Below are 13,129 nucleotides of genomic sequence, written 5' to 3' on the forward strand. Positions count from 1 at the left end.
GGCCCGGCATCGGCAGGCTGCGGGCGCCCTGCGCAGCCCCCGGACTTCGATGCCGCCGCAGCCGGAAGGGGGTGTAACACTTTCGGCGACCGCTGCGTCCCCTGTTCGACACGCATTCCCACGTGGAGCGGCAGGGATGGGGTGGTGGACTTGGTCGCGGAGCAGGGGGCGGACGCCCTTCCCGTGGTCCCGCGGTCCGGACCGTACTTGGCGGCGGACTTCGTGGCCACGGTGCGCGAGCGGTCGGGGCTCGCACTGGACTACTCGCCGGGCAGCCTGGCTCTGGTCGACCGCATCATCGACGGCCTGCGCCGGGGCGAACCGCAGGCCGCGCACCTGGCCCGCACCCTGCTGACCCTCGGTGCCTACACCGGTGAGGTCCTGGTGCGCAGCGCCGGCGCGGTGTGGGTGGAATTCGACACCGGGCAGCGCGCTATCTTCGGACAGCCGCTCGGTGTCCGGACGCCCGACGGCCGCTTGTGGAACCCGCTGGGCAAGGCGGTGAAACGCTACGAGAACGGGTCGCGGGACAGCCTGCGCCTCTTCTGCCTCGCCGTGGCCGGCCGGACCAAGGGGTAGTTCCGCGGGGCCGGGAGCACAAGAGGGCCGGCGCCGGCGGCGGGTACCACCGTCCCGGCGGCCGACGAGCACGACGAGGACAGGTGGAAAGAGCGCAGGTGCCCCGGAGAGGCGCGACGGACGAGGCGGCGTTCGCCGCTGCCCTCGCACAGGCGCGTGCGGGTGACGAGGCGGCGTTCGCCCGCCTCTACCGCACGCTCAACCCTCGCTTGGTGGCCTATCTGCGCGGCCTCGTCGGCAACGACGCCGACGACGTGGCATCCGAGACGTGGCACGACGTGGTGCGCGGCCTGGACGGCTTCCGCGGGGACGGGCCCGCCTTCCGTGCCTGGACGGCGACGATCGCCCGGAACCGCGGGCTGGATCACCTGCGCAGGGGCTACGTCCGACCGCGGACCACCGAACTCGGGGAGGCGGTCGCCGAACTGCGGGCCGAGAAGGACTCGGAGGGGCTGGCCCTGGAGAGCCTCGCCACCGCGCACGCCCTGTCCCTGATCGCGGCGCTGCCGCGCGATCAGGCCGAGGCCGTCCTGCTGCGGGTGGTGCTCGGGCTCGACGCCCCCATGGCCGCCCAGGTCCTGGGCAAGCAGCCCGGCGCCGTCCGCACCGCCGCCCACCGCGGCCTGAAACGCCTCGCAGAGCGCATGCGCCACGCCGGCGGCACCGAGGAGAAGTGACGACAGTGACCACGAACGAGCGCCCGGAACAGCGGAAGGGCTCCGCCCCCGACGAGCCCACTGACCAGCCCGCCGACCAGCCCGCCGACCTGCCGGGACCGCTCCGGGGCGCGTCGGCGGGGCCGACCGGCTGGCTCGATGCCCGGACGGCGGAGCAGTTGCTGGACGCGGGGCCCGACGCGTCTCACGACGACCCGCGCGCCGCGGACCTCGCCCGGCTGCTGGCGAGCGCCGTCGAGGAGGCGGACTCGCTGCCCGCCGGCACGAACGGCGAGCAACTCGCGCTCCAGGCGTTCCGCGACGCCCGTCGCCGCGCCCGGACACCGGCCGGCCCAGGGTGCCGGCGAGCCCGGTGGCGGCGGGCCTCCCGCCCGACGAAGGTGCTGGTCAGCGGCATCGCCGCGGTATCGGTACTGAGCGGGGTGGCCATCGCCGCGACGACCGGGACGCTGCCGGGTCCGTTCCGCACCGGTGGGGGCACGCCCGCCGAGAGCCGCTCGGCTTCCGCGGCATCGCCCTCCGCCGGCGCCTCCGGTGCCGCCGGCCCCCAGCGGCCCGTCCCCGACCCGAGCGCCACGGCGCCGACCGCCTCACGACCGGCGTCCACACATCCTGCCGCGCCCGGCGAGAGCACCGCGGCACAGCCGGGCCTGAAGGGACTGTGCACCTCCTACCTGCGGGCCCCCCAGCGCGGTGAGCACCTGGACGCGACGGCGCAGCGCCGCCTCGACGCCGCCGCGGGCGGCGCGGCCAAGGTCGCCTCGTACTGCGCACAGCTCACCGGCGAGCGCACGCCCGGCCACGGCAGACCGACGACGGCAGCTTCGCCGACAGCGGCTTCGCCCGCAGCGGCGGCGCCGTCGGCGTCCCCGCCGCAAACCGCCACGCCCCGCGCCGCCCGGCCCACGACGCCTGCCGCCGCGGCGAGCCCGACAACGTCCCACGGCCACGCGTGACCACGCAGACCGGGCCGGAAGGGGGATCTCCCTTCCGGCCCGGCGACCGGACGTGCGGCCGGCGTCAGAACGCGCCGATGCCGTTCGGCGTGCCCAGGCCCGTCGGACCGTCCCAGCCGGCGCGGGCGTTGCACCACTGGGTGGTCGTGCAGCTGCCGTTGCTGCCCGACGTGACGTCGTTCAGCGAAGAGGAGTGCGTGTACGGGTAGTTGTTGTCGATGGAGGCCGTGTTGCCGGCCAGCCCGTACACCGACGCGATGATCGGGGACGACACACTCGTGCCGCCGAAGACCATCCAGCCGACGTAGCCCTGGTAGGCGGTGCTGTCGTAGACCGCGACACCGGTCGAGGGGTTGGCGACCGCCGAGACGTCCGCCTCGGCACGGTTCGCACAGCCCGTACCGAACGAAGCGGCGCCGCTGAGCGCGGTGTTGGACGCCGAGCAGCCGCTGCCCGCGCCGCTCCACGCGGTCTCGGACCAGCCGCGGGAGTTCGACGCCGTCGTCAGGCTCGTGCCTCCGACGGCGGTGACGTAGTGCGAGGAGGCCGGGTAGCTCGCGCCGTACCCGTTGTCACCGGAGCTGGCGGTCACCGCGATGCCCGGGTGGTTGTAGTAGGAGCCGTAGCTCGCGTCGGAGGCGTCCGAACCGCCGTAGCTGTTGCTGATCGCCACCACACCGGGGGTGGCGGCCGCCTGGTTCACCGCCGCGCCCAGGTTGGCGAAACTGGAGCTCTTCGCCTCGACCAGCAGGATGTGGCAGTTCGGGCAGATCGCCGAGACCATGTCGAGGTCGAGCGAGATCTCCTGCCCCCAGCCGCCGTCCTTGCGGGGATACGTGGTCCCGCCGCTCTGGTCGACCTTCTTGAAGCAGCCGTTCGCGGTCGTGCAGGCCGGCAGCCCGAACTGGCTGCGGTACACGCCGAGATCGGCCTCGGCGGTCGGGTCGTCGTACGCGTCGACGATCGCCACCGTGCGGCCCGCACCCGCCGTCGCCGACGGCAGCGCGTACGCCGACTGGAGGCTGGACGGGCCGAATCCGGACGGCGTGGCGTTCGGCGACACCTTTTCGGCCTGCACGACATCCGTGCGGACGATCGCCTTGCAGGACGCGTATCCTGCCTTGGCCGTGGCGCAGGAGTGCGCGGTCTTCGCGGTCGGTGAGGCCGCTGCCTGTGAGGACCCGGCGGGGCCGAGGACCGCCAGCGGGATTCCCACCAGGGCCGCTATGCCCATGCCCAACAGCTTTGCGCGTGAGCGCAGTTGCATGTGACTCTCCTCAGGGGGTCATGGCCGATCGGGGTGTCGGCCTCGGCAGCCGGCCCGGCTCGCAGCCGCCTGGTGAGGCGGGGCGGGCCGGGCGCTGCCGCGTCAGGGGAGGACGGCGAAGGGCAGGGGACGCCCGGGCCGCCGAAATCGCCTCAGCAGGCGCCGCCTTCCTCGGGCCGCCCGGGCGCCGGGGCCGCGTGGTACGGGCGCTTGTCGATTCCCGCGTTCCAGAACGACACGACCAGCTCCTCCACAGCGGTTGCCACCGACGGCATCGCGGACAGGGCGCACTACGCCGCGGACGTGACAGCGCACGCCGACAGCGGCCCATAGGAGGGAAGTTGCCGCAGGTCCCGTATGGACGCGTGCAGTGTGCGGGATTGGCAGGTACAGCGCAAGCAGCAACGCAAGTCCGGCAAATGGGAAGTCAGGGTCGCAACCGCGTGATCGATGCCGGTCCGCCAGGGCGCGCCGGCCGGCGCCGGCGTCCGGCGCGCGCTCGGCGACCACCGCGCGGGCGGCGCCGTACGCCGCGCTCACCTACGACGTGACCGACCACGTCGCTGACGGCGACAACGCCATCGGGGCCTGGCCCGCGGACGGTTGGTACCGCGGCCGCGGCCGTCTCGGCGCGAGCACACCAGCTCGCCGGCACGGCCGCCCAGGAAGGCGCGTCGTGAGGGTACGTCGCCGCGCCGGGACACCCGTCCGCGTGGCGGCGGCCGGGCGTCTTCGGCGGTCATGCGCTCAGGCGACGAGGTCGGTGGGACGGCGCGGCGCCGCTGCGCTGCCGCGGACCGCCCGTCAGTCGCCTTCCGTGCGCTCGGACTCGGCGCGGCGGTATTCGGCGTTGATGCGCCGGGCTTCTTCGAGCTGGTCTTCCAGGATCACGATGCGACAGGCGGCCTCGATGGGGGTGCCCTGGTCGACGAGTTCCCGGGCACGGGCGGCGATGCGCAACTGGTAGCGGGAGTAGCGGCGGTGGCCGCCGGCGGAGCGCAGCGGAGTGATCAGGCGGGCGTCGCCGATGGCGCGCAGGAAGCCCTGGGTGGTGCCGAGCAGTTCGGCGGCCCGGCCCATGGTGTAGGCGGGGTAGTCGTCGTCATCAAGCCGGTTGAACGAGTCGTCTGCCGTCATCTTGCCTCTCTGTGGAACACGCTGGAGGGGCCCTGGTGCCATACCGGCACCAGGGCCCCGAAGGAACTACAACACCATCTGTCGGCCTGGTACTGCGCCGACCTACTGTGTCCGCACCGCCGCACGGGAGCGTGGCAGCGGGTACGGGGATCGCGGTTGCTTGACCGGAGACCACCTCACTATCGATGTCCTGCGGTACCCGGGCCCAAAGCTCCACCCGGGCGATCCTGATGGCGTGTCGACTCCTCCGTTCTTCCCTCTGGGTGTTTACCGAACGGGTACTGCGCGGCGGCCCCTGAGCACTGCGGGCCACCCGGTCCGGTCGTCAGTCCCGTCGCCGTCAAAACAAGCTCCTTGGCTTCGGAACTCCACCACCGGACCGTCCTGCGTCGTGCGGTACTGCTGCCCGGCAGTTCATCTCTGCCGGGCCTTGTCGATCTCGGCTACGAGAGAAACCATAGCCACGCCGCCGTGCAATGTCTACTGCGGCCGGCATAGATTTTCGCGTGTCCGGTAGTGAGGATCGGGCGGTCCGGCGCGTCGAGGAGCCGTGGGGCGAGGCATCGGGACCGGGCACGTGCCGCAGTCGGTGCCGCACCGGCGCCGCACCGGTGCGAAGGCGACGGAGGGGGCCGACCCGGAGGCACTTCGGCTCTGCACCGGCGCGAATATCTGGTGCCGCGACAAGAGAAATTCATGCCGCGCGAAGCGAAGTGATCCGCGGATACCCCACGGAATTAGCGCCGCCCCGGGCACTGCGGCCCACCCCGTGCTACTCTGGCGAGCAGTTGCAGTAGTGGTTCCCAAAACTTCAAGCGACCTCACCGGATTTTCGTCGGGTAGGTCACTTTGCGTGCCGACACTCTCGGACGGGGCAATCATCACGGCGACACTGGGGCTCGCACAGTGCGGGCACAGGACACCGCCCCGAAGGAGAGCACAAATGGCTAGTGGCACCGTGAAGTGGTTCAACGCGGAAAAGGGTTTCGGCTTCATCGAGCAGGACGGTGGCGGCGCTGACGTGTTCGCCCACTACTCGAACATCGCCGCGTCCGGATTCCGCGAGCTGCAGGAGGGACAGAAGGTGAACTTCGACGTCGCGCAGGGCCAGAAGGGCCTGCAGGCGGAGAACATCGTCCCCGCCTGACACCGACGCGTCACACCGAGCTGGGGCCCGCACCTGAGGGGTGCGGGCCCCGGCTTTTGTGCGTCACAGGATTTTCCCCGTGTCCGGCGACGGCCGCACGGGCCGGCGGAGACAGCCGATGGCACAACACCCCCGTAGATGGCGGCAGGGGCATATTCCGCCACCGTCTTTCGCTCCGGAATTCACGTCTTCTTCGACGACTTCCGCCCCCCGCCGCCGCGAAAAGGGAAGCCTCGCTCTTCCCCGTTTTTCTTTTCTTCGGTTCGTACGTGCGATTCTCCCAGGCGGCTCACCGCCGCGGAGGTTCCTCGATACGTGCCGTGTCGAGGAAGGTTCCGCATGAACCGCACCATTCGCACGAACGACCGCTCCTCACGGAACGGCGGCTCCACTGGCTCCACCGGCTCCTCGCGGGGCGGCGGCTCCCGCGCCCGGTCCGCACGCCCCTCGGGCGCGGGCCGCTCCGGTGGCCACGGGCGCCGCCCCGTGCGGCAAGGGGAGTTCGCGCTGCCGACGACCATCACGCCGGCGCTTCCCCCGGTCGAGGCCTTCGGCGATCTCGACCTGCCCGCCCCGCTGCTGGCCGCCCTCGGCGCCGAAGGCATGGCGGTGCCGTTCCCGATCCAGGCGGCGACCCTCCCCAACACGCTGGCCGGCCGGGACGTCCTGGGCAGGGGCCGCACCGGCTCGGGCAAGACCCTGGCCTTCGGCCTGGCGCTGCTGGCCCGCACCGCCGGCCGGCGCGCCCAGCCCCGGCAGCCGCTGGCCCTGGTCCTGGTGCCCACCCGGGAACTGGCCCAGCAGGTGACCGACGCGCTCACCCCCTACGCCCGGCCGCTGAAGCTCCGGATGGCCACCGTGGTCGGCGGCATGTCGATCGGCCGGCAGGCCGGCGCCCTGCGCGGCGGCGTGGAGGTCGTCGTCGCGACCCCGGGCCGCCTGAAGGACCTGGTCCAGCGCGGGGACTGCCGCCTGGACCAGGTCGAGACCACCGTGCTGGACGAGGCCGACCAGATGGCCGACATGGGCTTCATGCCGCAGGTCACCGAGCTCCTCGACCAGGTGCGCCCCGGCGGCCAGCGCATGCTGTTCTCCGCCACCCTGGACCGCAATGTCGACCTGCTGGTGCGCCGTTACCTCGACGACCCGGTGGTCCACTCCGTCGATCCCTCCGCCGGCGCGGTCACCACGATGGAACACCACGTGCTGCACATCCATGCCGCCGACAAGCGCACCGTCACCCTCGAGATCGGCGCACGCGCGGGCAGTGTGATCATGTTCCTGGACACCAAGCACGCGGTGGACCGCCTGACCCGGGATCTCCTGAGCAGCGGGGTGCGCGCCGCGGCGCTGCACGGCGGAAAGTCCCAGCCGCAGCGCACCCGCACCCTGGAGCAGTTCAAGACCGGGCACGTCACCGTGCTGGTCGCCACGAACGTCGCCGCCCGCGGCATCCACGTCGACCACCTCGACCTGGTGGTCAACGTCGACCCGCCCACCGACCACAAGGATTACCTCCACCGCGGCGGCCGCACGGCCCGCGCCGGCGAGTCCGGCAGCGTCGTCACCCTCGTGATGCCCGACCAGCGCCGCGACATGACCCGGTTGATGGCCCAGGCCCGCATCACCCCGCTCACCACCCAGGTGCGCTCCGGCGAGGCCGAACTGAGCCGCATCACGGGCGCCCGTACCCCGACCGGCGTCCCCGTCACCGTCAGCGCACCCGTCACCGAACGGCCCGGGCGCCGCCCGTCCGCGTCACGTGGCCGGGGCCGCGGCACCACCCAGGCCCGACGCGCCACCGCGACGCCGCGTACGGCGCCCCGCGGCGCCGGCCGCAAGACCGCCGGTACCGCCGGCACCGCCGCCTGAGGCGGGCTGCCACCGCCCCCGAACCCGCCCGCCCAGCCCACCCGCCCGTGGTCAGAGGCTCCACGTCAACCTGTGAGGCATCATGCACTGTGTCATCGCGCGTTTCTCCTTCAACCTCATCAAGAGCGAAGTGCTGGAAGCGATGAAGGGCATCAAGCCCGAACCCGTGACCGGTGCGTCTGTGACCATCGGCCGCCGCACCTACCCGGTCAAGCAGGTCGGTGAAGTGCTCACCAGGCAGGACCGCCGCGACTTCTCCGCGGACGAGGTCACCCGTGCGATGAGCCGCCTCGGCTTCACCTGCCACCCCGCCCCGGAGTCCCGCCCGGCCCCGGCAGCCCCGGCCCCGGCCCCGGCCCCTGCGTTCGGCGGAGCCGAGTAACCCCGGGGGCCCGCCCGGCCACCGGCGGGGCGAAGGGACGGGATCGTTCACGGCGGTGGGCTCCTCGGTTCACGGCGTTGGTGGTCCCGGTTGCGGCGGGACCACCAACACCCCTTCGGGCCGGCCGGGTTGGTCAGGCCGGCACCGTGGGGGTCATCCGGCGCAGACCGTCACGTGGATCGTGGCGCCCGCGCGGACGACCGTCGGAGCGTGCGGTGAGACCGCGATGACCGTGCTCTGCGCGCAGTCGGTCACCGGCCTCCGGGTGAAGTCGGGCGTGAGCCCGCGCCGGACGAGGGTCTCCCTGGCCTGCGCCGAGTCCATGCCGGTCAGCGGGACGGTGACGGTCCCGCCGTCGCGGGAGCGCAACAGCACCGTGGTGCCGTCGGAAGCGGCCGAGCGCGCGGCGGCCGCGTGGGAGGCGTGCCCACCGCTGCCGACCACGCCGGCCGCCAGGGCGGTGCCCGCACTGGCCACGACGAGGGCGGCGGCGATGCCCGCGATGGCCGTCGCCTTCTTCCGGCGGGCCCGGCGCACGATCGCGGCCGTGGCGAAGTGGGGTGTCTCGGTGGCGTTCACGAAGTCGTTCATGGCGTTCACCAGTTCCTGTTCGAAAGGTGTGCAGCCGGAAGGCCGCGAGTCGTGGGGAGCCATCACAGTCCTTCCGTGGTCTGCTGCGGCGAAGGGTGGGACAACGCGGGGAACTGGCCCCGGAGTTTGCCGATACCGCGAGCGAGCTGGGACCGCACGGTGCTCGGTGAGATCCTCAGGTCGGCCGCGATCTCGTCGTCCGAGAGATCGTGGAAGTACCGCAGCACCACCACCGTCCGCATGCGCATGGGCAGACTCTGGAGCGCCCTGAGCAACTGGTCTCTGGTGTCGATCTGCCCGTACTGGTCCCCGGCGGCGGCGCGTTCCACGCCATCGTCGTGCGGGACCGTACGGCGGAACCGCCGCCAGCGGTCGTTCGCCAGGTTCACCATGATCCGTCGCACGTAGGCTTCGGGGGCGTCCTTGGCCGCGATGGTGCGCCACTTGCGGCAGGCCCGCTCCAGCGTCTCCTGGACCAGGTCCTCCGCGGCCTCGCGGTTGCCCGTCAGGATCAGAGCGCCCCGGAACAGTACGGCCGAGCGGGCGACGACGAACTCGTCGAACTCGTCGAAGGCCCGCTCGCTCCTCGGTTGCGCCGGTACCGGCCTGCTGCTGCCGACACAGGTGTCGTGCTCGGTTGCCAGCCTCACGTCCCCTCCCTTCCTGTCACCCCTCCTCGACGCACAAGCCGCCGCGCCTGCTGCACGCGGGTTGTGAGACGTGGGTCACATGGAGGGGGGCGGCAGGGGCAGGGCCGGCAGGCAGGAGGCCGGCACCTCGGTCAGTACGGGCGCAGCCGCTTCCCCGCGGACGGGAGGTCCCCGAGTGCCGCGGCCGCGCGGCGCTCCTGCACGGCGTGGAGGCGGCCATAGCCGTAGGTGTCCGCTCCTTCACGGTGCGCCTGCGCGGCGAGCTCACGCAGTTCGCCCTTCGCCACGACCGCGTCCTGGTGCGCGCCGAGCACCCCCTGAAGGGCCTTGGCCCGCTTGCGGTACCGCTTCGCCCGCTTGCCGGCGTAGGGCAGCGCGGTCTCCGCGGCGTGCCGAGCCCGGCGGACGGCCTTGCGCGCCTGGTGCATCGCCTTGTCGTGTACGGGCCCGTCGGGAGCGTTGACCGCGGTCTTCATCCGCTTCGCCAGACGGTCGTGGTCGCGGCCCATGACCTTGCGCAGGTGCTTCTTCGCGGGCCTGGCGTTCCTGGCGGGACGCAGCGGAGGTTCGGCCCGCAGGCCGTCGAGGGCGTCGAGCAGGGCGTAGTAGCGGGGCCGGTCGAGCCAGGCGACCGCGGCGCGGTGCGCCTCCTTGTGCCGTCCGGCTTCCTGTGCGGCGACCCGGCGGGCGAGCGCGGGATGCTCCGGCCCGGTCAGGCGGGCGGCCTGCGCGGGCAGGTCCGCGGCGAGCACCTCGTGGTCCCTGGCGCCGGCGAGCGCGCGGGTGAGCCGGCGCAGGTCGTCGGCGACGGGGTCGGTGCGCCGCCGGTCGAGCAGGGCCCGGTTGTCGCGCAGCAGGTTGCGCAGCCGGCGGCTCGTGGTGCGCATCCGGTGCACCGCGTCGGGTTCGTCGGCCCGTGCGGCCGCGTCGGTCTCGAGCAGGACGTCGATCTGCTCCGACAGTCGGCGCATGAAGCACTCGCCTGCCGAGCCCGGGCGGGGGCGAGGCGGCGGGGCGGGTTGCGGCGGCAGGGCCAGCGCGGCGCCCAGCGCGTGGTCGAGCTTGCCGGACCGGGCCGGGCGGCTGCCTCCCTGGGCGCGCAGCCGGCGTTCGGCGGCACGCAGCAGCGCGTCGTCGCCGCGGTCCTTCTCGACCTCGACCTCGGACCAGTGCACCACCCGGGTGCTCGTGCCGCCCTGGGTGCCGCCGCGCCCGGCGGCCGCGCGGTCCGGGGTGGCGGGCAGGGCCGCGGTACGCAGCCGCTCCACGTCGAGGACGTGCGCGTCGACCTCGTCCTGGGCGACCTCCGCGAGCGAGCGGCCCTTGCGGTCCAGCAGCAGGTGGCGCCGCCGGTGCGTGCGCAGGTGGGCGACGGGCCCGAGCGGGCGGCCCCGGGTGTACGCCCGGACCCTGCGTTCCAGCTCGCGGGGCACCTTTCCGGGCTTGCCCGCCCGCAGTGGCGCGTGGACCTCGCGCCTGCCGCCGTCGGCGGGCAGCTTGAGGTGCCAGCCCTCGTCGTGGCCGCCGCTGCGGCGGCGCAGGGTGATGCCGCGGGAGAGCAGCCGCAGTTCGGCGGTGTCGTAGTAGACGGCGTCGAGGTCCTCGCGCGGTGCCTCCACGACCTTCTTCACCTTCGGCAGCGCGCACAGGCCGGTGGGGTCGAGCGGGCCGACGCCTTCGAGTGTCACTTCCTGTTCGAGATGGGTAGCCGTCATGGGGTTCGCCTGCCCGGTCGCGCGCCGTCCGAACACGCCGCGGACGCCCCCGGGGCGCCCTCGCCCGGGCCGCGGGGGCCACCGGGACCGCCGCCCCGGGCCGGGGGCGGCGGCCGGGCGTCAGGAGGGCTGGGAGGCGCTCGGGCGGCGCCGGACGACCGCCCGGGCGACGGGCTCCCGGACCAGCGCGACGAAGATCACCACGGCGGCGGCGAGCAGCGACAGCAGCACCTGCTTGCGGGCATCGTGGTCGGTGAGCATGTATCCGAGCACGAAGACGATCATCGCGATCGTCGCCCACGTCAGGTACGGGAAGAACCACATCCGTACGACGAGCTTGTCCGGGTCGTCGCGGAGGATCATCGCGCGCATCCTCAGCTGGGTGCAGCAGATGACCAGCCAGATGAACAGCGCGACCGCGCCCGAGGCGTTCAGCAGGAAGGCGAAGACGCTGTCGGGCCACTTGTAGTTGAAGAACACCGCGAGGAAGCCGAACGCCACCGACGAGAGGATCGCGACCTGCGGGACGCCGCGCGGGCTCGTACGGGCGAAGGGCTTGGGGGCGTCGCCGCGCACGCCCAGGGAGAAGGCCATCCGGGAGGCGGTGTAGAGGCCGGAGTTGAGGCAGGACAGCACCGCCGTGAGCACCACGACGTTCATCACCTGCCCGGCGTGCGGTATCCCGACGGAGTCCAGCGCCGCGACGTAACTGCCGTGCTTCGTGATCGACTTGTCGTTCCACGGCAGCAGCGTGACGACCACGAAGATCGAGCCGATGTAGAAGACCGCGATGCGCCAGATGACGCTGTTGGTGGCGCGGCTGACGGCCTTGCGCGGGTCGGCGGACTCACCGGCGGCGAGAGTGACGATCTCGCTGCCCATGAAGGAGAAGACGACCATCAGGATGCCGGTGAGGATCGCGCCCGGGCCGTTCGGCAGGAACCCGCCGTGGGAGGTCAGGTTGGACAGCCCCGCCGAGCTGTGGCCGGGGCCCGTGCTGTCGCCGTGCAGCACCCCGCACAGCGCCAGCACGCCGATCACGATGAACGCGGCGATCGCCACCACCTTGATCCCGGCGAACCAGAACTCGAACTCGCCGTAGGAGGCGACCGACGCGAGGTTCGAGGCGGTGAGCACGGCCATCACGATCAGCGCCCAGCCCCACTGCGGCACCGCCGGCATCCAGCCCTGGAGGATGGTCGCGCCCGCGGTCGCCTCGACGGCGAGCACGACGACCCAGAAGAACCAGTACAGCCAGCCGATGGAGAACCCCGCCCAGCGCCCGAGCCCCCGGTCCGCGTACGCGGAGAACGAGCCCGACGTCGGGTACGCGGCCGCCATCTCGCCCAGCATCCGCATCACCAGGACGACCATCGCGCCGACCAGGGCGTACGAGATGAGGATGGCGGGGCCGGCGGCGGCGATGCCCGAACCGGAGCCGACGAACAGGCCGGCGCCGATCACACCGCCGATCGCGATCATCGACAGGTGCCGGCTCTTGAGCCCCACCCGCAGGCCGCCCGAGGACGGTCCCTCCGCACCGGGGGGCGCGGCGTCCGGGGCCGGCGGCTCGGGGCCGGAAGCGTCGGTCGTCTGCTGTGTGCTCATGGTGTCCTCAGCAATCGGTGGGGGACGGTGAGGGGCGGCCTGCCGCTGCGCGGAACGGGCGGGTGGGTGGGGGGGATCGGCGGTCCGGTCCGGTCCGGTCCGGTCCGGTCCGATGCGGTGCGGTGTGGTGCGGTGCGGAGGGCCGGGGACGGATCGGGCTCGGCGACCGGGTGGGCCGGATGTGCCATGGTGGCCCGTGCGCATCCGGCTGCGCGAGACCGCCGGTGAAGTCTCCGGGCACCGGCGGGGACCGGACCGGCTCTGGTCAGGCCGGTTCCACGCGGTACGCCGCCGAGGTCGGCGGCCGCCGGGTCGGCGGCGGGACCCGCCGCCGTGGCGCACGTCGCGCACCGCCGCGGGTGCGGTGCCGATGCCGGCGCCGGCGCTCCGTGGCGTGCACGCGCCGCACCTCCCCGCTCCGCGAACCGGACCTGGACTGCCCGTTTTTGACCGCAGGAGATTTATACAGCGACCAACGCGACCGTTGATGATCCGTGTTGATCAGACAACTGACCGGTTGTGCGTGCGCCGCGGGGAAGTCCGCACAG

Annotated in this window: 12 protein-coding genes and 1 pseudogene; 7 read left to right on the forward strand and 6 right to left on the reverse strand. The window is 72.9% G+C overall.

Features of this window, described 5'->3' with window-relative positions:
* Positions 1 to 144: 144 nt before the first annotated feature.
* The 3 genes from WA788_RS13795 to WA788_RS13805 all read left to right on the forward strand — a co-directional run bounded on the left by WA788_RS13795 (position 145) and on the right by WA788_RS13805 (position 2,212).
* Positions 145 to 579: a hypothetical protein gene (locus WA788_RS13795; RefSeq protein ID WP_335976859.1), complete on the forward strand. Its 435-nt coding sequence runs from the start codon at positions 145 to 147 to the stop codon at positions 577 to 579.
* A 98-nt stretch (positions 580 to 677) separates the two neighbouring features.
* Positions 678 to 1,256 (forward strand): RNA polymerase sigma factor, encoded by a 579-nt coding sequence (locus WA788_RS13800; protein ID WP_335976862.1) that lies wholly within the window; start codon positions 678 to 680, stop codon positions 1,254 to 1,256.
* A 5-nt stretch (positions 1,257 to 1,261) separates the two neighbouring features.
* Positions 1,262 to 2,212 carry a hypothetical protein gene (locus tag WA788_RS13805; protein WP_335976864.1) on the forward strand — a complete coding sequence of 317 codons (951 nt, stop codon included), beginning with the start codon at positions 1,262 to 1,264 and terminating at the stop codon, positions 2,210 to 2,212.
* A gap of 64 nt (positions 2,213 to 2,276) precedes the next feature.
* On the opposite strand, the gene WA788_RS13810 is transcribed toward WA788_RS13805, so the two are convergent.
* Positions 2,277 to 3,479 (reverse strand): S53 family peptidase, encoded by a 1,203-nt coding sequence (locus WA788_RS13810; RefSeq protein WP_443034025.1) that lies wholly within the window; start codon positions 3,477 to 3,479, stop codon positions 2,277 to 2,279.
* A gap of 547 nt (positions 3,480 to 4,026) precedes the next feature.
* Between WA788_RS13810 and WA788_RS36065 the strand changes: the two are divergent.
* Positions 4,027 to 4,119 (forward strand): annotated as a pseudogene (locus WA788_RS36065) (hypothetical protein); the annotation flags it as partial.
* A gap of 164 nt (positions 4,120 to 4,283) precedes the next feature.
* Here the strand turns inward: WA788_RS36065 and WA788_RS13815 are convergent.
* Positions 4,284 to 4,616 (reverse strand): helix-turn-helix domain-containing protein, encoded by a 333-nt coding sequence (locus tag WA788_RS13815; protein WP_335976865.1) that lies wholly within the window; start codon positions 4,614 to 4,616, stop codon positions 4,284 to 4,286.
* A gap of 943 nt (positions 4,617 to 5,559) precedes the next feature.
* Here WA788_RS13815 and WA788_RS13820 point away from each other — a divergent pair.
* The 3 genes from WA788_RS13820 to WA788_RS13830 all read left to right on the forward strand — a co-directional run bounded on the left by WA788_RS13820 (position 5,560) and on the right by WA788_RS13830 (position 8,017).
* Complete coding sequence (locus WA788_RS13820; RefSeq protein WP_335976866.1) at positions 5,560 to 5,763, forward strand: cold-shock protein; 204 nt, start codon at positions 5,560 to 5,562, stop codon at positions 5,761 to 5,763.
* Positions 5,764 to 6,102: 339 nt separating this feature from the next.
* Complete coding sequence (locus tag WA788_RS13825) at positions 6,103 to 7,635, forward strand: DEAD/DEAH box helicase (protein ID WP_335976868.1); 1,533 nt, start codon at positions 6,103 to 6,105, stop codon at positions 7,633 to 7,635.
* Positions 7,636 to 7,717: 82 nt separating this feature from the next.
* Positions 7,718 to 8,017, forward strand: a complete 300-nt coding sequence (locus tag WA788_RS13830) for an SCO5918 family protein (protein ID WP_335976870.1) — start codon at positions 7,718 to 7,720, stop codon at positions 8,015 to 8,017.
* A 153-nt stretch (positions 8,018 to 8,170) separates the two neighbouring features.
* Here WA788_RS13830 and WA788_RS13835 read toward each other — a convergent pair whose 3' ends face one another.
* From WA788_RS13835 to WA788_RS13850, 4 genes are all read right to left on the reverse strand, one after another.
* The gene (locus WA788_RS13835; RefSeq protein ID WP_335976872.1) at positions 8,171 to 8,608 is read right to left on the reverse strand and encodes a PASTA domain-containing protein; all 438 of its coding nucleotides are present in this window, start codon (positions 8,606 to 8,608) and stop codon (positions 8,171 to 8,173) included.
* Between the two features lie 62 nt (positions 8,609 to 8,670).
* Complete coding sequence (locus WA788_RS13840; protein ID WP_335976874.1) at positions 8,671 to 9,258, reverse strand: SigE family RNA polymerase sigma factor; 588 nt, start codon at positions 9,256 to 9,258, stop codon at positions 8,671 to 8,673.
* Positions 9,259 to 9,389: 131 nt separating this feature from the next.
* Positions 9,390 to 10,973, reverse strand: coding sequence for a CYTH and CHAD domain-containing protein (locus tag WA788_RS13845; protein ID WP_335976876.1), 1,584 nt, complete (start codon positions 10,971 to 10,973; stop codon positions 9,390 to 9,392).
* Positions 10,974 to 11,093: 120 nt separating this feature from the next.
* Positions 11,094 to 12,581, reverse strand: a complete 1,488-nt coding sequence (locus tag WA788_RS13850) for an amino acid permease (protein ID WP_335976878.1) — start codon at positions 12,579 to 12,581, stop codon at positions 11,094 to 11,096.
* Between the last annotated feature and the right edge of the window lie 548 nt (positions 12,582 to 13,129).

It is taken from the genome of Streptomyces sp. CA2R106, assembly GCF_037034245.1.
Lineage (GTDB): Bacteria > Actinomycetota > Actinomycetes > Streptomycetales > Streptomycetaceae > Actinacidiphila.